20 protein-coding genes and 1 tRNA gene are annotated in these 19,798 nt (G+C 46.8%); 17 read left to right on the top strand and 4 right to left on the bottom strand.

Annotated elements, in window-relative coordinates; genetic code table 11:
* Positions 1-60 precede the first annotated feature (60 nt).
* From BM292_RS00250 to BM292_RS00260, 3 genes are read left to right on the top strand one after another with little or no spacing between them, the layout of a single operon-like run.
* Entirely contained in the window at positions 61-795 is a 735-nt protein-coding gene (locus BM292_RS00250) for a 1-acylglycerol-3-phosphate O-acyltransferase (RefSeq protein ID WP_092854155.1), read from the top strand.
* The gene (gene rraB / locus BM292_RS00255) at positions 788-1,150 is read left to right on the top strand and encodes a ribonuclease E inhibitor RraB (protein ID WP_092854157.1); all 363 of its coding nucleotides are present in this window, start codon (positions 788-790) and stop codon (positions 1,148-1,150) included. Before BM292_RS00250 ends, rraB begins: the two co-directional genes overlap by 8 nt.
* A 55-nt stretch (positions 1,151-1,205) precedes the next feature.
* Positions 1,206-2,567 (top strand): GntP family permease, encoded by a 1,362-nt coding sequence (locus BM292_RS00260; protein WP_092854159.1) that lies wholly within the window; start codon positions 1,206-1,208, stop codon positions 2,565-2,567.
* Positions 2,568-2,614: 47 nt separating this feature from the next.
* On the opposite strand, the gene BM292_RS00265 is transcribed toward BM292_RS00260, so the two are convergent.
* From BM292_RS00265 to pepA, 3 genes are read right to left on the bottom strand one after another with little or no spacing between them, the layout of a single operon-like run.
* Positions 2,615-5,464, bottom strand: coding sequence for a valine--tRNA ligase (locus BM292_RS00265; RefSeq protein ID WP_092854161.1), 2,850 nt, complete (start codon positions 5,462-5,464; stop codon positions 2,615-2,617).
* An 18-nt stretch (positions 5,465-5,482) separates the two neighbouring features.
* Positions 5,483-5,938: a DNA polymerase III subunit chi gene (locus BM292_RS00270; protein WP_092854163.1), complete on the bottom strand. Its 456-nt coding sequence runs from the start codon at positions 5,936-5,938 to the stop codon at positions 5,483-5,485.
* A 12-nt stretch (positions 5,939-5,950) separates the two neighbouring features.
* Entirely contained in the window at positions 5,951-7,456 is a 1,506-nt protein-coding gene (gene pepA, locus BM292_RS00275; protein WP_092854165.1) for a leucyl aminopeptidase, read from the bottom strand.
* 123 nt (positions 7,457-7,579) lie between these two features.
* Between pepA and lptF the strand changes: the two genes are divergently transcribed.
* Positions 7,580-8,686, top strand: coding sequence for an LPS export ABC transporter permease LptF (gene lptF / locus BM292_RS00280; protein WP_092854167.1), 1,107 nt, complete (start codon positions 7,580-7,582; stop codon positions 8,684-8,686).
* Positions 8,686-9,756, top strand: a complete 1,071-nt coding sequence (lptG, locus tag BM292_RS00285; RefSeq protein WP_092854169.1) for an LPS export ABC transporter permease LptG — start codon at positions 8,686-8,688, stop codon at positions 9,754-9,756. The genes lptF and lptG overlap by 1 nt, the downstream gene beginning before the upstream one ends.
* Before the next feature lie 23 nt (positions 9,757-9,779).
* Here lptG and BM292_RS00290 read toward each other — a convergent pair whose 3' ends face one another.
* The gene (locus BM292_RS00290; RefSeq protein WP_092854171.1) at positions 9,780-10,322 is read right to left on the bottom strand and encodes an RDD family protein; all 543 of its coding nucleotides are present in this window, start codon (positions 10,320-10,322) and stop codon (positions 9,780-9,782) included.
* Between the two features lie 199 nt (positions 10,323-10,521).
* Between BM292_RS00290 and BM292_RS00295 the strand changes: the two genes are divergently transcribed.
* From BM292_RS00295 to dnaB, 12 genes are all read left to right on the top strand, one after another.
* Positions 10,522-10,608 (top strand) — tRNA-Leu (locus tag BM292_RS00295).
* Positions 10,609-10,916: 308 nt separating this feature from the next.
* Positions 10,917-13,274, top strand: coding sequence for a ribonuclease R (gene rnr, locus BM292_RS00300; protein ID WP_092854173.1), 2,358 nt, complete (start codon positions 10,917-10,919; stop codon positions 13,272-13,274).
* Between the two features lie 13 nt (positions 13,275-13,287).
* On the top strand, positions 13,288-14,034 hold the full coding sequence (gene rlmB, locus BM292_RS00305) for a 23S rRNA (guanosine(2251)-2'-O)-methyltransferase RlmB (RefSeq protein WP_092854175.1): 747 nt from the start codon (positions 13,288-13,290) through the stop codon (positions 14,032-14,034).
* Positions 14,024-14,479, top strand: coding sequence for a hypothetical protein (locus tag BM292_RS00310; RefSeq protein ID WP_092854177.1), 456 nt, complete (start codon positions 14,024-14,026; stop codon positions 14,477-14,479). The genes rlmB and BM292_RS00310 overlap by 11 nt, the downstream gene beginning before the upstream one ends.
* A gap of 129 nt (positions 14,480-14,608) precedes the next feature.
* A complete protein-coding gene (rpsF, locus tag BM292_RS00315) occupies positions 14,609-14,983 on the top strand; it encodes a 30S ribosomal protein S6 (RefSeq protein ID WP_092854179.1) in 375 nt (124 codons plus the stop codon).
* Between the two features lie 11 nt (positions 14,984-14,994).
* Positions 14,995-15,318: a primosomal replication protein N gene (gene priB / locus BM292_RS00320; RefSeq protein ID WP_233340218.1), complete on the top strand. Its 324-nt coding sequence runs from the start codon at positions 14,995-14,997 to the stop codon at positions 15,316-15,318.
* Between the two features lie 10 nt (positions 15,319-15,328).
* Positions 15,329-15,556 carry a 30S ribosomal protein S18 gene (gene rpsR, locus BM292_RS00325; RefSeq protein WP_006956988.1) on the top strand — a complete coding sequence of 76 codons (228 nt, stop codon included), beginning with the start codon at positions 15,329-15,331 and terminating at the stop codon, positions 15,554-15,556.
* Positions 15,557-15,599: 43 nt separating this feature from the next.
* Positions 15,600-16,052: a 50S ribosomal protein L9 gene (gene rplI / locus BM292_RS00330; RefSeq protein ID WP_092854183.1), complete on the top strand. Its 453-nt coding sequence runs from the start codon at positions 15,600-15,602 to the stop codon at positions 16,050-16,052.
* A gap of 153 nt (positions 16,053-16,205) precedes the next feature.
* Positions 16,206-16,775 carry an RNA polymerase sigma factor gene (locus BM292_RS00335; protein ID WP_245751784.1) on the top strand — a complete coding sequence of 190 codons (570 nt, stop codon included), beginning with the start codon at positions 16,206-16,208 and terminating at the stop codon, positions 16,773-16,775.
* Positions 16,762-17,292 carry a hypothetical protein gene (locus BM292_RS00340; protein ID WP_092854185.1) on the top strand — a complete coding sequence of 177 codons (531 nt, stop codon included), beginning with the start codon at positions 16,762-16,764 and terminating at the stop codon, positions 17,290-17,292. Before BM292_RS00335 ends, BM292_RS00340 begins: the two co-directional genes overlap by 14 nt.
* A 13-nt stretch (positions 17,293-17,305) precedes the next feature.
* Positions 17,306-18,253: a DUF4097 family beta strand repeat-containing protein gene (locus BM292_RS00345; protein WP_092854187.1), complete on the top strand. Its 948-nt coding sequence runs from the start codon at positions 17,306-17,308 to the stop codon at positions 18,251-18,253.
* A 113-nt stretch (positions 18,254-18,366) separates the two neighbouring features.
* Positions 18,367-19,797 carry a replicative DNA helicase gene (gene dnaB, locus BM292_RS00350; protein WP_092854189.1) on the top strand — a complete coding sequence of 477 codons (1,431 nt, stop codon included), beginning with the start codon at positions 18,367-18,369 and terminating at the stop codon, positions 19,795-19,797.
* Position 19,798: the final 1 nt, after the last annotated feature.

A 19,798-nucleotide genomic window follows, 5' to 3' on the forward strand; every position in this document is an offset into this window, starting at 1 on the left:
CGGACGTTTTTCGGCGCCTAACAGGTTATACTAGCGGGCATTAGTTATTAAGGAGACTACATGCTCGCTGTTTTACGTATCGTACTGTTAGGTGTTTTTATCGTTGTTGGCAGTACATTGTTATTGTTAATTTGTATTTTTCGTCCATTCCATCGCAACAACACCGCGGTCGCTGCTCATTGGTATGGGCGTATGCATCGGTTATTAGGCGTCAAACTCGATATTCGTATTCCTGACGAAGTCAAAGAAAGCGGCCCGCACGTCTATATTGCAAATCATCAAAACAGTTATGATATTTTCACACTTGCCAGAGCGATGCCACTAAACACCGTTAGTATCGGCAAGAAGAGTCTGAAATGGATTCCATTCTTTGGGCAGTTATATTGGCTGGCCGGAAATATTCTCATCGATCGCAAAAATAAAGGTCGTGCTCACGGCACCATAGAACAAGCCGCCGAAGCGATTCGTGAACGTAAACTTTCTATTCTATTGTTTCCGGAGGGCACACGTAGCTATGGCCGCGGGTTACTCCCATTCAAAACCGGCGCGTTTCGTACTGCAATGCAAGCCAATGTCGATATCGTTCCAATTTGCGTGTCAAATTTGCATGGACGGATTAAACTGAATCGATGGAATAACGGCACCGTTATTGTGGAGATGTTAAAGCCCGTTAAAATTGCAAATTACAGCGCTGATTCTATTCGAGCTTTAGCTGCTCATTGTCATGAGCTGATGCAGTCGAAAATTAGCGAACTTGATCACGAACTGGCGCAAGGACAAACGACACATGGCTAATGATCTTTCTGAATTATTGAAGCAAAGTGACGAAACTGTTGATGCACTGCTAGCTGATGGTGCTGATACCCAAGAAAAATTTCAGATTGAACACCATTTAGTGAGTGCAGATTTTACCAAGCTTGAGAAAGCCGCTGTTGAGTTAGTTAAAGTTGGTTATCATGTTGATGACGCAGATGAGTTCGATCTGGATGATGGCTCACGTTTATTTGCATTTGTAGCTGTTAGTGAGGTAAAACTTGAGAAACAAGTTTTACAAGCACAGACCAAGGAAGTGACCAAGATAGCGGATATCGCAGGTGTCGATTACGATGGCTGGGGCACGTTTTTCGGTGAAGACGACGAAGAAGAGTAAACTGATTCGCTAATCACCGCGCCCTTTAAGAACAATAATAAAAGGGCAATACATAATGTTAGGTGATTTGGGGCTGGTTGCTGGATTAGCATTACTGATTTTATTGGCGCTGCGTGGCGTCAACATTTTATTGGCTGTACTGATTTCAGTGTTGGTTATTGGCGTAACTAATAACCTCCCCATTGAAGATATATTCCTCAAGCATTTTCCTTTCGGCCCTTCTGGGGCATTCAGCTTTGCTGGTAATTTTCTCCTGCTCTTTCTGTGCGGCGGCCTGTTCGGTCGCGTTATGGCGGCTAGTCATGCGGCGCAGGGCGTTGCTGTTGGAATTATGAGTTGGTTAGGACAAAAGCGTGCGTTGCTCATCGCTATGCTCGTCTGCGCGGTGTTAACTTACGGCGGCGTGGTCGTATTTGTGGTGATGTTTACCATGTACCCGATTGGCGTCACGTTAATGCGCACCGCGAATATTCCACGCCGTTTATATGCGGCAGCGATAGCGCTTGGTGCGGGTACGTTTACCATGACAGCGCTCCCTGGTACGCCATCTATTCATAATGTTATTGCTGCACGAAGCCTTTCTACCGATTTATTTGCCGGCGGTTGGTATGGTGTATTAGCTGCTGTGATTATGGCTGGTCTCGGCATGTGGTATCTGCAACGACAGTGGCATGCAGCTCAGCGGCAGGGCGAGGACTATATCGCGAACGATAAAGATCAACATATGGCAGCGTTGGCGCCCAAAGAAGGCGAACCGCTGCCAGGCCTAGGGCTTTCGTTAGCGCCTATTATTCTGGTGCTCGCCACGATTATTTTGCCAAGGATTCTACAAAGCATCGGTTTTGATAGTACCTGGCAGCAGTTTGCGTCGACTCAGCCAGTGTTATGGGCAAGTTTTGCCTTATTGGTGGGGAGTGCGCTGTGCTTTGTTCTTTTCCCGCCGGTTCGCAAGCAGTTCGTGCAAGCTGCAGGTCAGGGCGTTGACGACGCTCTATTACCGCTCATCAACACAGCTGCAGTGATTGGCTTTGGTGGTGTGGTCATTCAAACCACCGGTTTTCATGCCTTTGCACAGTGGTTGCTGGCATTAGATATTCCAGCCTTGGTATCCGTATTTGTCTCTGCGAACTTAATTTCCGGGGTAACGGCTTCTGCATCTGGTGGGTTACAGATCTTTATGTCGAGCTTGGCTCCAGCTTACCTTGAGGCAGGAATTGCACCGGAATTGTTACACCGTATTGCTAATTTGGCGGCTGGTGGGCTCGATTCACTGCCGCATTCTGGCGCAGTGATTGCGTTACTCACGCTGATGGGATTGACCCATAAAGAGGCTTATAAAGATATTTTTGTCGTGACGGTGGCGATTCCAATGCTCGCGGCATTTATTGCCGTAGTCGCTGCACTCGTGTTGGTTTAGAACACGAGTGCAGCGTAACGAACGGCAACTAGCAATCACTATCGATATTATAGTGCGGCTATCTTAGCGCGCTGTTGCTGCAACTGATGAAGTGTTTCTTCAGCTTCAGCTTGTTTGGCGCGCTCTTTCTCAATGACTTCCGCTGGCGCTTTGCTAACAAAATTCTCGTTGCTCAACTTGCGCGTAAACAAATCAAATTCTTTTTGCGCTTTTTCGATTGCTTTATCGAGTCGAGCAAGTTCAGCTGCTGTGTCAATCAGGCCAGCCATTGGAATATGAATTTCCATACGGCCAACTAACGCTGTGGCACTCGCTGGAGCCTCATCGTTTGCCCCTAAGAACGTGACTGATTCTAATTTTGCCAACGCGCTTAAGAAGTTTGCGTTTTGCTCAAGGCGCTGATGAGCCAAGTCATCGGCGTTTTTAAATAAAACCGGTAGTGGCTTGCTTGGGGATAGATTCATTTCACCACGAATGTTACGCACCGCGACGATGACCTGCTTGAGCCATTCCATATCGTCACGCGCGCTAGCAAATTGCTGTGCTTGCACTTGCGGATAAGGCTGCATCATGATGGTATCGCCGCTTACCCCTGCCAGAGGTGCTACACGCTGCCAAATAGCTTCGGTAATAAATGGTAGCAACGGGTGTAATAATCGTAACAACTGTTCCAATACTGTAACCAATGTATGGCGAGTGCCGCGTAGTTGTTCGGCGGTACCATTAAACAGAACAGGCTTGGTAAGTTCTAAATACCAATCGCAGAATTGATTCCAGGTAAATTCATACGCGATGCTTGCCGCTTGGTCGAAGCGATAGTTATCAAGTGCGCTACGGAACTGTTTCACGGTGTCGTTTAACTGTTCAATAATCCATTGATCAGCAAGCGATAGCGTCATTTCACCGCCATTTACACCGCAGTCTTGTTCTTCGGTATTCATCAACACGTAACGGCTAGCATTCCACAGCTTGTTACAGAAATTACGATATCCTTCGAGACGTTTCATATCCCAGTTAATATCGCGGCCCGTCGAAGCTAATGCCGCCAGGGTGAAACGTAACGCATCAGTACCATGAGCAGAAATGCCTTCCGGGAATTGCTTTTCGGTACGCTTCTTAATTTTAGCTTCGAGCTGCGGTTGCATCATGTTCGCCGTGCGTTTTTGCACGAGCGATTCCAAATCGATACCATCAATCATGTCGAGCGGGTCAAGAACATTGCCTTTTGACTTCGACATTTTTTGACCTTCTTCGTCGCGAATTAGGCCAGTAACGTAAACCGTTTTAAATGGTACTTGCGGCTTCCCATTCTCGTCTTTGAGGAAATGCATGGTCATCATGATCATGCGTGCCACCCAAAAGAAGATAATATCGAAGCCCGTTACCAGCACATCAGTTGGATGGAAGGTTTTCAGGTCATCTGTATTTTCTGGCCAACCGAGTGTCGAGAATGTCCACAGGGCAGATGAAAACCAGGTATCTAAGACATCGTCATCTTGACTGAGCTTAATATCACCTAAGTTATGTTTCGCTCGAACTTCCGATTCGTCACGACCGACATAGACATTGCCTTGTTCGTCATACCAAGCTGGAATGCGGTGGCCCCACCAGAGTTGGCGCGAGATACACCAGTCTTGAATATCACGCATCCATGAGAAATACATGTTTTCGTATTGTTTTGGCACAAACTGGATGTCGCCATCTTCAACAGCTTTCGTTGCAACTTCAGCTAACGGTGCCACACGCACGTACCATTGATCCGTTAAATGCGGTTCAATTGGTACACCACCGCGATCGCCATAAGGCACTTTATTGGTGTGCTGTTCAGTTTTATCGAGTAAACCTTGCGATTCAAAGTCAGCAACAATTTTCTTACGCGCTTCAAAGCGCTCTAAGCCTTGATATTCAGCAGGCAAGGTTCCGTCAAAACCATCAATACTTGGCAGTTCTTCACCGGTCGGGGTGTATAAGCCGGCTATCTCGCGCACGTGTGCGTGATTATCTAGAACGGCGATCATTGGCAGATTATTTCGTTTGCCAATTTCATAGTCATTAAAGTCGTGGGCCGGAGTGATTTTTACACAACCCGTACCGAATTCTTGGTCGACATAACTATCGGCAATAATTGGAATTTTGCGGCCGACAATTGGTAATTCGACATGCTTACCAATCAGGCTTTGATAACGTTCGTCGTCGGGATGCACGGCAACACAAACATCGCCTAGCATGGTTTCTGGGCGAGTTGTAGCGACGACTAGGTAATTCTTGCCATCAGCGGTCGTTGCGCCATCAGCTAGCGGATAGCGCAGGTGCCAAATGTGTCCCTGCTGCTCTTTGTTTTCGACTTCAAGATCAGAAATAGCAGTTTGCAGTTTCGGATCCCAATTAACGAGGCGCTTACCACGATAAATTAGGTTTTCTTCATGCAAGCGGACAAAAACTTCTTTCACCGCATTCGATAAACCGTCATCCATGGTGAAACGTTCACGATCCCAATCGACTGAATCACCGAGGCGACGCATTTGCGATGTGATGGTGCCACCTGATTGCGCTTTCCAATCCCAAATTTTATCAATGAAGGCGTCGCGACCTAGCTCTTGACGCGAAATCCCTTGCGCTGCTAGTTGACGTTCCACGACCATCTGCGTTGCGATACCGGCATGGTCACTACCCACTTGCCAAAGTGTATTGTAGCCATCCATACGTTTGTATCGAGTCAGCGTGTCCATAATGGTGTGCTGAAACGCATGCCCCATATGCAAGCTACCAGTGACATTGGGGGGCGGAATCATGATGCAATATGAATCGCCATGACCCGATGGTTTGAAGTAACCTTGCTTTTCCCAATTTTTATAGAGCTCTTGCTCAATGGCTTGCGGGGAATACGTTTTGTCCATAGAAACCTTCACTTCGTTCTATTTGGTTAATGAATTTATCTGCTCAGATGCTTTTACGGTTTGTAATTCAACACCTTGATGACGATAAGTTTTGTATCTTTCACGTGCGGCCTGACGCTCGTGCTCTGCGGCTGGAACACGTTCTAGTATAAGTCGAGCACCTTGCCAGTTTGGGATGTCGTCCATCAAATTGACAATAGCCGCTGTGCGTCGTTGCGGCACATTCGCTTCGGGCCAGCACAATTCGACCGGCGCGCCTTGTGGCGGACCTTCACCGACGAGGTTGTGCGGTACAAAAGCGTCAACGGGTGCTTGCCATAAGGCTTCATCCAATTGCTCAGCAGCGGCTTGGCTTGGGCACCACACACGCACACTGCGAAACTCACGCCATGCTTGAGTAATGCGCTCGCAAAAGAACTGCAGTTGCTGTTCTTCAGTGAGGTTATCGAGTACGTAGAAAATGCCTTGGGCCATAATGTGCTTGACTTAATCCTGTTCGCCAGAGGCGGTTCGATTAATGATAAATTGGGTTAGCAAAGGAACCGGTCTTCCGGTTGCACCTTTTTTCGCGCCACTACGCCATGCTGTGCCGGCGATATCAAGATGAGCCCAATGATACTTTTTGGTAAATCTTGATAAGAAACATGCTGCGGTAATGGTTCCAGCATCACGTCCACCAAGGTTAGCCATATCAGCAAAAGGACTATCTAGCGCATCTTGGTATTCATCCCACAGCGGCAATCTCCACGCTCGGTCGCCGCTTTGTTCTGACGCCGATAATAACTCATGAGCTAATGGGTTATGACTACTCATTAAGCCACTGGCGTGATGTCCAAGTGCGACGATACAGGCGCCAGTTAGTGTCGCGATATCGACCACAGCTTCTGGCTCAAAACGCTCGACGTAAGTTAGGGTATCACATAATACCAAGCGCCCTTCAGCGTCAGTATTCAATACTTCAACAGTTTGACCGCTCATGGTTGTCAGCACGTCGCCCGGCCGATAAGCGCGACCATCTGGCATGTTTTCACAGCCGGCAATGGCGCCGATAACGTTGATTGGTAATTGTAATTCAGCGATAGCTTGCATGGCACCTAGTACGGCTGCAGCGCCACCCATATCGTATTTCATTTCATCCATATTTGCTGCTGGCTTAATCGAAATACCACCAGCATCAAAGGTCAACCCTTTGCCAACTAAAACGATAGGTGCCTGCTCTTTTGCTGCGCCTTGATAATGCAACAGGCTCAACACCGATTCGTTTTCTGAACCACGACCGACAGCAAGGTAAGCATGCATCCCGAGTTCAGCCATTTCTTGTTCGGTTACAGCGTTAAACGAGAGGTTATCGTAATTCGTTGCGAGTTCTTCACAACGCTCAGCTAAATATCGTGGTGTGCAAATATTCGGTGGCATGTTCGCCACGTCGCGGCAAATTGACATGCCTTTAGCTACAGCGAGACCATGAGCAATGGCTTTTTCGCTAAGCGGTAATTCACGACGCGTTGGAACGTTAAAAACAAGCTTACGAAGTGGTCGACGCGGCTCTTCTTTACGAGTCTTCAATTGATTGAATGTGTAGAGACAGCCTTGTGCGGCTTCAACCGCTTGGCGCACCTTCCAATAGGTATCACGACCTTTAACGTGGAGCTCACTGAGAAAACAAACCGCCTCCATTGAACCGGTTTCGTTCAAAGTATGGATGGTTTTTTCTATAATTTGTTTATACTGACGTTCATCGAGCTCGCGTTCCTTACCACAACCTACGAGCAATACACGCTCGCTAAATATATTAGGAACGTTGTGTAACAGTAGCATCTGACCTGATTTACCTTCGAGGTCACCGCGGCGTAATAGGTTACTAAGGTAACCGCCGCTGACTTTATCGAGTTGCTCTGCTACACCGGATAGGCGGCGTGGTTCATAAACACCGACCACGACACAGGCAGAACGTTGCTTCTCAGGACTGCCGCTTTTTACGCTGAACTCCATATGTGCTCCCGTTGGTTGCGGTTGACAGTGGATCGCTGTCGTAGAATAATTCTTGTTAAAATGACAAGTTTACTTAAAATTCGCAGCATTTCCAGTAAAAAGCAATGTTAAGAGTGGGTTTCAGTGCGCATATTTCGCTATTTAATACGTGAAACATTTAAGTCTCAAATCGCCGTATTGGTGGTGTTGATGACTATATTTGTGAGTCAGAAGTTTGTTCGCGTATTGGCTGATGCTTCAGCCGGTGAAATTCCAAGCAACATTGTCATTCAATTGCTCGGATTAAACCTTCCTGCTTTAGCTGCACTTATCCTGCCATTGAGTCTATTTTTAGGTATTTTGTTAGCACATGGACGTATATACGCCGACAACGAAATGACCGTACTCCATGCTTGCGGTGTCAGCGAATGGTATGTTACACGAGTTACGTTGGTTCTCTCGGTTGTATTGGCGATAATCACTGCGACGATGACGCTTTATCTGGTGCCTTGGTCACTCGAACAAGAGCGCGTTGTTGAAGAAAAAGCGCGCAGTGAAAGCGGACTCAGTGTGATTATGCCAGGACGTTTTCAACAGGCGAGTAACCAGAAGGCGGTGATTTACGTACAAGGATTGACTGATAACGGTGATCTCGATGAGGTATTCGTCGCACAATCATTGCGCGATGAAAATGATCAGGTTATCGGCGGCAGTGCTGTTATGGCTGATCGTGGAAGCGTTCTCGCTGCCGAAACTGGGGCGCAGACACTCGTTTTGAATAATGGTATGCGTTACGCTCAAAGTTTTGTTGAGGGCGAGTATCAGATCATGCAGTTTGATGATTATCAGTTGCAGATTAAGGAACAAGAGGGCTCTGAGTATATCCGTAAACTGGAAGCCTACAGCACCTTAGAACTGATGCAAGAGCAAGATGCTGAAGCCCAGGCAGAGCTGCAGTGGCGTATTGCTATACCGTTAGCAATGCCGTTATTGACGCTCATTGCAGTGCCTTTGAGTCGGGTGAATCCGCGTCAGGGCAAGTTCGCGCGAATGGCACCAGCGTTATTAATATACCTCGGTTATTTTTTGACACTCATGGCGGCACGTTCAGCGGTTGCTGATGAAGCAATTCCGCCAACGATAGGCTTGTGGTGGATACATATTTTGCTATTGGTTTGCGGAGTTGCATTAATCGGTAAAGGAAGGCCTTGGGGGCTAAGAGCTATGGCTAAGCTGAAGAGGTCACGCTAATGTTTTCAATTCTTGATCGTTACATTGCGCGCTCGGTGCTAGTCACGTCATTACTCAGTTTGGCCGTGCTGAGTGGTCTATCAAGTCTGATTCGCTTCGTTGAGCAGTTAAAATCTGTCGGTAAAGGTACTTATTCGGTAGCTGATGCTGGTTTATTTGTGCTCTATAGCCTACCACGCGATATCGAAGTGTTTTTTCCCATGGCCGCATTGCTCGGCGGACTTATCGGCATGGGGATGTTGGCCAGTAACTCTGAGCTTGTCGTGATGCTAGCAGCAGGGCGGTCGCGGTTAAATATTGTCGGTTCCGTAATGAAAGCAGCTGTGGTGATGATGTTAGCGGTTATGGCGATGGGGGAATGGATTGCACCAGAGCTTGAATCACATGGTCGCGAACTGCGAGCTCGGGCGATTTCAGGCGGTAGCTTGATTTCAGCGCAGCAAGGTATATGGGCCCGGGATGGTTTGAGCTTCGTCAATATTGGCGAAGTTGAGAATACGGGAAGACTGCGCGACGTTACTATTTATAATTTTGATCAAAACAATGAATTAGAATCGATCACGCAAGGCAAAACAGCAACATATGCTGCCGATCAATGGCGTCTTGTCGATGTTACGAAAACGCAATATACCCTTGAAAAAATCATTCAATCGTCACAGCCAGCATTTATGTGGCAATCATCGTTAACCCCCGACAAACTTGGGGTGGTGACAGTTAAGCCGGAATCATTGTCGATTCGCGGGTTGGTGGACTATTTAGAATATCTGAAAAGTAACCGACAAGCTGCAGAACGCTACGAGTTAGCGCTTTGGCGTAAGTTATTGGCACCATTAACCGTCGCCGTTATGTTGCTGGTTGCACTGTCTTTTATCTTTGGACCGCTACGTTCAACCACTATGGGGGCACGTATCCTACTGGGGGTAATCACCGGTTTTGGCTTCCATGTCAGTAATGAAATCTTTGGTCCGATGGCACAGGTGTATCAACTGCCACCAGTACTGGGTGCGCTGTTACCGAGTTTATTGTTTGCCGCTTGGGCACTTTGGATGATGGGGCGCCGCGGCAGTTAACCGTGGCGCAGAGCAATCAATATCTATAATTCTTTCCAGTAATAGAGTTGGTTGGCTTCTTTTGACAGGGTAACAAGCTCAGTGCCGGCAGCGTAGTCGTGCCAAGCCCGCCGATTCTTAAAATCGACTAAAACCCACAAGTTACCAAGACCAAATGCGCAGGTGATAATGCGGATGAATGCTTGCTTCTTGGTTAAACGTTGGCCGTGTCGTTGCTGTACTTTTAATCGCCATGCCCGCATACCAATTGTTTGCCCACTGCGCCACCAAAACCAACCGAAAAATAGGCCAAGTACAGTCATTAGATAAATACCGTACAATGGCGTTTGATTCAGCCAATCGGCAGCCGTGAATGATTCGGTAAGCTCAATTATGCCCGCTTTACTGAGTATGCCCGGTAATAACATGGCAATACCCGAGGCCAACATTAATATGGCAACAGCAACCAACAAATCATAAACCATTGCCGCTAAACGTCGAAAGAACCCAGCACTCGGAAAGCTTGCATGAATTTGCGCCGTTGTTCGAGGCGGGTCTTGATTTAATTCTTCAGATTGAACGGTCATTGCTGCTAATCAGTCTCTCATTAAAATTGATGGGTATTATCTTAACCAAAACTGGCGTTGCAACACTAATTTTTAAATCAATTTGGTCATGAAATAATCGAACAAACAAATGTTCATTAAAATGTCTTGATTGACTGTAATGGTTCAGTATAATGCGCACCATACTTCAGCTAGCCAAGCTAGCGCAAAAGTCCCCAGTGCCTGGGTGGCGAAATTGGTAGACGCAGCGGATTCAAAATCCGCCGGGATAAAACCCGTGTCGGTTCGAGTCCGACCCTAGGCACCACTTCCAAAAAACTTAATCGTTATTCGTTACTGGTTATTCGAAAAAACAAAAACAAAAGCGTTGTTCGTTATTCGTTCGCTTCGCTGGTCGTCCGCTTCGCTGTTCGTCCGCTTCGCTGTTCGATAAATTCAAATCCAATTCTGCGGAATAACTTCTTTAGCTGCAATGAACTTGCGTTCTTAAGCTTTGGTCTTATGTTTAACGAATAACGAATAACGAATAACGAATAACGAATAACGAATAACGAATAACCTGTTATGCTTAGGTTATTCTTTCAGTGCAAGAACGCATTGCCAATTTGAGAAATTATGACATCTAAAGAAAACGAAACCCCCGAATATGAAGTAGAGATACCCTCGCGTGAGCAACTTCTCGAAGCAGTAAAAGCGCGCCTTAAGCCAATGCGCTTCGAAGAGTTAATCGAACAATTCCAATTGATCGACGAGCGTCAACATATCGGAATGAAGCGCCGATTGCGGGCCATGGAACGCGACGGCCAACTTATTTATACCAAGGCTAATGCCTACGGTTTGCCAGATCGAATGAATTTAATCAAAGGCAGAGTCATCGGGCATCGCGATGGTTTTGCATTTTGCCGACCGGACGAGGGCGGTGCCGATTTATTTATTCCTCATCACCAAATGTATAACGTGTTGCACGGCGATAAAGTGCTGGTTCAGCAACAAGGCACTGACAGTAAAGGTCGAATTGAAGGACGTGTCGTTCGAGTAATTGAACCACGCCAAGGCGATATTGTTGGACGCTATTTTGTAGAGCACAATATTGGCATGGTCGTGCCCGACGATAGCCGAATTAGTCAGGATATTTTAATCCCCGAAGGGCAAGCTAATGGCGCTCGACATGGGCAAATCGTTGTTGTTGAGATTACTCAGCGGCCAACGCGGCGAAGCAGTCCACTCGGTAACATCACCAAAGTACTTGGTGAACATATGGCACCGGGTATGGAAATTGAAATTGCCATTCGTGAACACGACATTCCAAATACTTGGTCAGCGGCGGTAGAGCAAGAGCTGGCGCGATTTGGTGAAACCGTGCCACCGGAAGCCTACGAAGGACGCGTTGACTTACGCCAGTTACCGTTGATAACCATAGACGGCGATGATTCTCGCGATTTTGATGATGCGGTGTGTGCTGAGCCGTATGGTGATGGCTGGCGTTTGTGGGTGGCAATCGCCGACGTGAGTTATTATGTGCGTCCGAATACTGCGCTTGATAAAGATGCTTTAGAGCGCGGGAACTCAGTCTATTTCCCCAACTTCGTTGTGCCTATGCTGCCCGAAAAACTTTCAAATGGGTTGTGTTCGTTGAATCCTGATGTCGATCGGTTATGTATGGTCGCTGAGATGGAAATTAACGGGCGCGGTAAGCTGCAAAAATCTAAATTCTATCCAGCAGTGATGAATTCACATGCTCGACTTACGTATACCAAGGTTGCTGCAATTTTAGAGGGCGACCCCAAGTTACGTGGCGAATATGACCACGTAATGAGTAACATTGAGCATTTGCATGGATTATTTAAGGTGCTCAAAAAAGCTCGTCAGCAACGAGCCGCCATTGAATTTGAAACGTTAGAAACGCGTTTTATTTTTAATGCGCAAAGAAAGATCGAATCAATAGAGCCAGTGCGTCGAAATGTCGCTCACACCATCATCGAAGAATGTATGATTATGGCAAACGTTGCGACTGCCCGCTTAATTGAAAGGCATGAAGAGGCGGGAGCGCTATTTCGGATTCACGAGCCGCCATCAACGGAACGGCTCAGCGCATTTCGTAGCTTCCTAGCTGAACTTGGCATCACCATGAAAGGTTCAGATGACCCGAGTCCACGAGATTATACCGAAGTATTGCAGCAAGTCGCTGAGCGCCCCGATGCCGAACTGATCCAGACCATGTTGTTACGCTCCATGCAACAGGCTGTTTATAGTCCAGATAACGCCGGGCACTTTGGCTTGGCGCTGGATGAATATGCGCATTTTACGTCGCCTATTCGCCGTTATCCTGATTTGATTTTGCATCGAGCCATTAAAGCGCTGCTGAAAAAACAGCAGGGGCCAAACTCAGCGCTTGAAGGTGCATGGATGTATCCTGATGATCAGCTAGATGAGTTGGGGGCGCATTGTTCGATGACCGAACGTCGCGCTGATGATGCGACGCGCCAAGTCGATGAGTGGCTCAAGTGCGAATATATGCAAGATCACATTGGTTCTGAGTTTGGTGGTGTTATTGCATCTGTGACAAACTTTGGTTTATTTGTGCGTATTGATGACATGCAAATTGATGGTTTAGTGCACATCAGTAACCTGTCGAACGATTATTATCAGTATGACGGCGATAAGCAGATGCTGATCGGTGAAAATAGTCGAATTGTTTATCGATTAGGTGATAAAGTCCGCATCCGCGTCAAGTCAGTTGATTTGGATGAGCGCAAAATCGATCTCAACTTGCTTTCTGCAGAAAGTCCTTTAGGCAAAAGCCGCCTACCGCAGGCCCGTCAAACTGGTAGGCGAGACGAACAGCGCAAACCGCCGGCAAATAGCAAGAAGCAGAAGAAGCAAGCTACGAAAGCACGCATAAAATCGAAGCGTAAAGCGACCGAAGCGGCACGCAAGGGCAAAAAGCCGAAACATAAAAAAGTAAGAAAGTGAGCTAAGTATCCCCATGAGCAAGAAGATTACAATATTTGGTATGCACTCGGTACGAGCTTTGTTAGAGCAACACCCTGAACGTTTGGTTGAGGTGTTTGCGACGCGTGAGCGTCAAGATAAACCGTTACAACTGCTAGTCAGTCAGGCCCAAAGGTTAGGGTTGCGTGTGCAGTTTGTGCCGAAGGCAACCTTAGATAAGAAAGCTGAAGGTGGTAATCATCAGGGTATAGCGATTACCGCACTAGAAGCGCCGCAGATGACTGAGAATGATTTAGATGGCTTATGTGATAAGGCTGGTAATAAAGCCTTGTTTCTAGTCTTAGATGGTGTCACCGACCCGCATAATCTCGGAGCATGTTTACGCACCGCCGATGCGGCTGGTGTGACTGCCGTCATCGTACCGAAAGACAAATCGGCTTCGATTACTCCTGTCGTTCGCAAAGTGGCAAGTGGTGCAGCAGAAACGGTTCCGTTTGTGCAAGTGACCAACTTAGCGCGCACCCTTAGGCAACTGCAAGACAAGCAAATTTGGGTAATTGGTACCGCCGGTGAAGCGACCCAAGAACTATACGCTGTCGACCTAAAAGGGCCAGTAGCAATTGTCATGGGAGCTGAGGGTGATGGCATGCGTCGACTCACTCGCGAAACGTGCGATGAATTAATTAAGATTCCATTGCTGGGCACCGTAAGTAGTTTAAACGTATCGGTAGCGACAGGCGTGTGTTTATATGAGGCGGTGCGACAGCGTCATGGCAGTTAAACGCGGTTGGAAACCGCTATTTATAGCGGCATTAGTTATTGTGATGCTGGCTTTGGCGTGGTTACCACTCGGCGATCTTGACCCTGGCGAGCGCTCGAACAAGCCATTTTTATATGTGACCTACCAAGTACAGGCAACCGCCGACGCTCAGCAGCTAGAGGATGTCTTATTTGATGTGCGCGAGCGTATTGAAAGTCGCCATGAATGGCGACTTTTAGACCAGCAGGAAAGTTATGGTTGGCAATTAGAAGTTACTGTTTCACATAATGAATTATTGCAGATAAATGGCCAACTGAATGCGCCATCAACTGAAGGCAACGCCAGCTCAGTCCAACGTTTTAAAGTGCAGGGGCCTATGGCAACTTTCGGTGCATTACCAGAACAGTATGTGAAAATTTTAATTGAGCTTGTAGAAAACGGCCACGAAGCGCAATCAAACTTGTGATTGCAACCGTTATAGGCTAAAATCCCGCCGCTTAAATCAGTCTGAAGTATTTTATTCATTTAAAAAGCGTTCCTTGCTGCTGAGGGTGTGACTGAGCCAGTTAGTAGCTATGAACCATAAGGAGCAGAAATGCGTCATTATGAAATCGTATTCATGGTCCATCCAGACCAGAGCGAGCAAGTACCTGGCATGATCGAGCGTTACAGCGAGACCATTAAATCAGGTAACGGTACCATTCATCGTTTAGAAGACTGGGGCCGTCGTCAGTTGGCATACCCAATCAACAAGTTGCACAAAGCACACTATGTGTTGATGAACATCGAAGCGACTGCTGAAGTTGTTGAAGAGTTGGAAACAGCTTTCCGCTACAACGATGCAGTATTACGTAGCATGATCATGCGCAAGAAAGAAGCAGTAACTGAAGCTTCTCCATTGAGCAAGAAAGACGAGCCGCGTAAGAGCGAAAGCCGTAACGAAGAGCAAGACGACAGCGAAGCGGCATAAGCCAATACGTTGTGTCTACTACTGTGGAGCCTGTGCAAAATCACTATCAAGTCAGTGGCTCGGTTATAAAACCGCCGCAATTGACGCACAGCCCGGCCGGCATTAGCCATTTACGATTTGTTCTAGAACACTTGTCTGAGCAAATTGAAGCCGGATTACCGCGCCGCAGCTATGTTCGTATAGTTGTTGTAATAAGCGGTGATAGCGCAGCACAGTGGGCAAAAGAATTAAACGTTGGAACTGCAGTACAAGTCACTGGTTTTTTGAATCGAATTGAAGATAAAAACGGTATTGGCAAATTGGTACTACACGCCCAGCAACTTGTGAAGATTTGAGGAGACCATCATGGCTCGTTTTTTCCGTCGCCGTAAATTCTGCCGCTTTAAGGCTGAAGGCGTTAAAGAAATTGATTACAAAGATATCGCTACTCTGAAAAACTATATCACTGAGAGTGGCAAAATCGTTCCTAGCCGCATCACTGGCACTTCTGCGAAGTACCAGCGTCAGTTGGCGCGTGCAATTAAACGTGCACGTTACTTGTCGTTGCTGCCTTACACTGATTCACATCAGTAAGCCGGCATCGCGAACGATCTCAGAAACTCAGAGGTAGCGTACAATGGAAATCATTCTATTAGACAAAATTGCCAACTTAGGTAGCTTGGGTGACCAGGTTTCAGTTAAGTCTGGCTATGCACGTAACTTTTTGTTCCCACAAGGTAAAGCAGTTCCTGCAACCGAAGCGAACATTAAAGTATTTGAAGAGCGTCGTGCTGAACTTGAAGCTAAATTGGCAGAAGAGTTAGCGGCTGCGCAAGCACGTGCAGAGAAAATCAATGCACTTGAGCCTGTAGTAATCAGCTCTAAAGCTGGTGACGAAGGTAAATTGTTTGGTTCAATCGGTACTCGCGACATCGCTGATGCAGTTACTGCTGCTGGCGTAGACGTTGTGAAAGCTGAAGTATTGTTGCCAAACGGCACCTTGCGTGAAGTTGGTGAATACGATATCGAGTTGCACTTGCACTCAGACGTATTTGCAACTGTTAAATTGCAAGTTGTTGCTGCTGACTAATTTAGTCACAGTTAGACAATCAAAAGAGCTGTCCATTTGGGCAGCTTTTTTTTTGGAAATTTTTCGAGCCGTGTAAACCTTGCTAATTATTCCTGCGACTAAAGAAACAAGACAAATGCAACACGCTGTACCAACTGCAATCAAGGACTAACAGTGACAGCCCAGATTCTTACATCAACACAGTTTGACGACCCTGATATTGCGCTGGCGAAACGCGCTGCAGGGGGTGATCTCGAAGCTTTTCGTGACATCTACGAGCGTCATCATCGACGCGTCTATGGATTGGTTCTGCGCTTGGCAGCAGATCAGGACGCTGCGCAAGACGTGACGCAGGAGGTATTTATTCAGTTGTGGAAAAACCTCGAGCGCTTTCGTGGTGAAAGTAAATTTAGCACTTGGTTACATACAGTGGCGACGCGAGTTGCCATTACCGAGTTACGCAAGCAAACCAAGCGATTGAATAAATTACAGCTTGCTGGAGATGACCAGGTGCAATATGAACAACAGCTTGTGCATGAAGATAGTGCTGACTTGAATGTGCTTGACCAACTACTTACGCGGTTACCGTTACAGATGCGCTGGGTTTTCGTGTTGCATTGCTTAGAGGGTATGCGCCACGAAGACGTTGCCGATGAGTTAGGTATCGCAGTGGGAACAAGCAAAGCTCAAGTGCATCGCGCCCGTGGTCTTTTAGAGGAGTGGCTTAGCTATGACAACGCCTGAGAAACAAACCCCAAAACTTGATGCGCTTATTCAGCAAGCTACGGAAGAAAACCGTGAGGTTACGCCACCGCGCGATCTTTGGCGAGGTATTGAGGCGAGTATAAGCCGTGGCCAAGTGACGTTGAAGCGCCAGTCTCATCATTATTGGCTTTGGTTTACCAGTGCGGCCGCTTCACTATTTGTTGTCGCCGGTATTACCTTGAGTTTATCAATGAATTCAGGAAGTAACGCTGTAAATGGACAACAGCTTGAATTGCTAACTATGGTGAACCAGCAACATCAGCAACAACGTCAAATTCTATTAACGAACTTTGAAGATGCCGGATTACAGCCGTCATTTTCAGAGCTACAAGCGGAACTCGATCAACTGCGTAGCGCTGCTGTGCAAGTAACTGAGCAACTACGTCTTGATCCTGATAACAGCGAGCTATGGCAGTTTTTGCAATGGTTACATCAACAAGAACTCGATTTATTAAAAGTCATGTATCAACAACCACGCACCTATCAACAGGTGTAAGAGGAGTACAACCATGAAAGTATTAAATATGTTGATTGGCGCCGTCATGATTGCGCTATCGTTTTCAGCGCACGCGCAAGGTGAACGTGTGGACCAGAAGCTCGATATTCCAGCGAATGCGCGCGTTGTCATCGATACCATGCGTGGTGATGTCGATATTCGTGGCGGATCAAAAAACGTTGCTCACGTAGCTGGGCGTTTAGATAAACATGCAGAGAAGTTTGTGTTTGAGTTAAATGGCGACACCCTGACGATTAAAGTTGAAATGCCAAAGCGTGGCAATTACAACGACGACGATGGTAATGAATTAACCATCACGCTGCCGGAAACGGCAAGAGTTGAAGCGCGAGGTGTTTCAGTTGACTTTACCTTGGCTAACTTTACGTCTTCGGTGACTGTAAATACAGTGAGCGGTGACATTGACGCAGAAAAACTGACCGGTAAGTTGCAGTTAGAATCAGTGAGCGGTGATATTGAAGCTAAATCGCTTTCCGGTGAGTTGGCATTACGCAGTGTGAGCGGTGATGTGAAAGATGATGGTAGCGATAGTTCACGTGCGACTTACTCAACTGTTAGTGGCGATGTAGAGGTCAAGACAAATGCTAATGTTGTGCGCGTTGAGGCTGTTTCCGGCGAAGTCGAGCTTGCTTTACAACGTATCGAATCACTTCACGTCAATAGCGTCAGTGGTGATGTGAAAGCACAATTGGAAGTAGCCCGCGAAGGTCGTGTTAGTGTTGAGAGTGTCAGCGGTGAAGTGACGATGTTGTTTAACGGCTCAATTGATGCTGATATTGACGCGAAGACCAGCGCCGGAGGTACGATTCGTAACCATTTAACGTCACAAAAGGCGGAAGAGTCAGCGTTTGGTATTGGTCAGCGTCTTAATCTTGAACTCGGCGAGCGCAGCGGCTCAATGAGCTTCCGTACGGTCAGCGGCGATATCGTTTTGAAGAAATAAAGTTTGCATTAAAGCAAAGCGAATCAGCAAAATTATGCTGATTCGCTTTCTTACTTGAGCATCATTTTGTATAGTCTCGCTTGGTAACTTCTAAATAGTTCATTGGGACATTCATGGCAGACAAGCGCAACGATAAGCAATCACGGCAAGGACAGCAAAAAGCAAAAGATGCCAAACTTGATGCAATAAAAACACCTCCTCATTCCATCGAAGCTGAGCAGTCAGTCCTTGGTGGCTTGATGCTGGACAATCAAGCGTGGGATACCATTGCCGGTGAGCTGATTGCTGATGATTTTTATCATCGCGGCCATCGTTTAATTTATCGTGCCATGCATCATTTGTCTGAGCGCACGCAACCAATCGATTTAGTTACTGTTTCTGAAGTTCTTGAAATATCAGGTGAACTCCAAGATGTTGGCGGGTTTGCGTATCTCGGAGAAATAGCAAAAAACACGCCGAGCGCAGCGAACATCCGAGCGTATGCTCAAATTGTACGTGAACGCGCAATATTGCGTGAAATGATTGCGGTCGCGAATGAAATTGCTGAGTCTGGGTTTGATACACAAAATCGCACTTCGAGTGAGTTACTTGATCTTGCTGAGAGCAAGGTATTTCAGATTGCAGAAAAGCGAACCAACGAAAATGAAGGTCCACAACCAATTTCCCCGATTTTGCAAAAGACCATTGATAGAATTGACGAATTGAGTCGAAGCAAAAATCATAATGGTATTACCGGAGCATCTACTGGTTTTTACGATCTCGATCAAATGACAGCTGGTTTACAGCCATCCGATCTAATTATAGTCGCGGCCCGGCCATCGATGGGTAAAACAACCTTTGCTATGAACTTGGCGGAAAACATTGCAATGCGTTCCGACAAGCCTGTTTTGGTGTTCAGTTTAGAGATGCCGTCAGAACAAATTATGATGCGTATGCTCGCATCACTCAGTCATGTCGACCAAACCCGTATCCGTACCGGACGACTGGAAGAGGACGAATGGTCACGTATTGCCTCAACCATTAATATTCTCAAAGATAAAAATAACATCTATATTGATGATTCATCTGGCTTAACACCAACGGAAGTGCGTTCACGAGCCCGCCGAGTGTATCGTGAGAGTGGTGGCTTATCGATGATCATGGTCGATTACCTGCAATTAATGACGGTGCCAGGTATGGCCGAAAATAGAACCCTTGAAATTGCTGAAATTTCTCGCTCGCTCAAGGCTCTCGCAAAAGAATTAGAGGTGCCAGTGGTCGCGCTGTCACAGTTGAACCGTTCATTGGAACAACGCACTAACAAACGCCCAGTGAACTCAGACTTACGTGAATCAGGTTCAATTGAGCAAGACGCCGACGTGATTATGTTTATCTATCGTGATGAAGTTTACCACCCAGAAAGTGAAGAGAAGGGTGTGGCAGAAGTCATTATTGGTAAGCAGCGTAATGGTCCAATAGGCAGCGTAAAGCTAAAATTTCAGGGCCATTATTCACGCTTTGATAATTTGGCTAAGATGGAAATGCCAGATGGGCCTGATTATTAGG

It is taken from the genome of Pseudidiomarina tainanensis (genome assembly GCF_900115255.1).
Classification (GTDB): Bacteria; Pseudomonadota; Gammaproteobacteria; order Enterobacterales; family Alteromonadaceae; genus Pseudidiomarina; species Pseudidiomarina tainanensis.

What these genes read in the sequence shown, in the direction of transcription:
- BM292_RS00250 (WP_092854155.1), top strand. Translation starts at nt 61, where the DNA reads ATGCTCGCTGTTTTACGTATCGTACTGTTAGGTGTTTTTATCGTTGTT.
- rraB (WP_092854157.1), top strand. Translation starts at nt 788, where the DNA reads ATGGCTAATGATCTTTCTGAATTATTGAAGCAAAGTGACGAAACTGTT.
- BM292_RS00260 (WP_092854159.1), top strand. Translation starts at nt 1,206, where the DNA reads ATGTTAGGTGATTTGGGGCTGGTTGCTGGATTAGCATTACTGATTTTA.
- BM292_RS00265 (WP_092854161.1), bottom strand. Translation starts at nt 5,464, where the DNA reads ATGGACAAAACGTATTCCCCGCAAGCCATTGAGCAAGAGCTCTATAAA.
- BM292_RS00270 (WP_092854163.1), bottom strand. Translation starts at nt 5,938, where the DNA reads ATGGCCCAAGGCATTTTCTACGTACTCGATAACCTCACTGAAGAACAG.
- pepA (WP_092854165.1), bottom strand. Translation starts at nt 7,456, where the DNA reads ATGGAGTTCAGCGTAAAAAGCGGCAGTCCTGAGAAGCAACGTTCTGCC.
- lptG (WP_092854169.1), top strand. Translation starts at nt 8,686, where the DNA reads ATGTTTTCAATTCTTGATCGTTACATTGCGCGCTCGGTGCTAGTCACG.
- BM292_RS00290 (WP_092854171.1), bottom strand. Translation starts at nt 10,322, where the DNA reads ATGACCGTTCAATCTGAAGAATTAAATCAAGACCCGCCTCGAACAACG.
- rnr (WP_092854173.1), top strand. Translation starts at nt 10,917, where the DNA reads ATGACATCTAAAGAAAACGAAACCCCCGAATATGAAGTAGAGATACCC.
- rlmB (WP_092854175.1), top strand. Translation starts at nt 13,288, where the DNA reads ATGAGCAAGAAGATTACAATATTTGGTATGCACTCGGTACGAGCTTTG.
- BM292_RS00310 (WP_092854177.1), top strand. Translation starts at nt 14,024, where the DNA reads ATGGCAGTTAAACGCGGTTGGAAACCGCTATTTATAGCGGCATTAGTT.
- rpsF (WP_092854179.1), top strand. Translation starts at nt 14,609, where the DNA reads ATGCGTCATTATGAAATCGTATTCATGGTCCATCCAGACCAGAGCGAG.
- rpsR (WP_006956988.1), top strand. Translation starts at nt 15,329, where the DNA reads ATGGCTCGTTTTTTCCGTCGCCGTAAATTCTGCCGCTTTAAGGCTGAA.
- rplI (WP_092854183.1), top strand. Translation starts at nt 15,600, where the DNA reads ATGGAAATCATTCTATTAGACAAAATTGCCAACTTAGGTAGCTTGGGT.
- BM292_RS00340 (WP_092854185.1), top strand. Translation starts at nt 16,762, where the DNA reads ATGACAACGCCTGAGAAACAAACCCCAAAACTTGATGCGCTTATTCAG.
- BM292_RS00345 (WP_092854187.1), top strand. Translation starts at nt 17,306, where the DNA reads ATGAAAGTATTAAATATGTTGATTGGCGCCGTCATGATTGCGCTATCG.
- dnaB (WP_092854189.1), top strand. Translation starts at nt 18,367, where the DNA reads ATGGCAGACAAGCGCAACGATAAGCAATCACGGCAAGGACAGCAAAAA.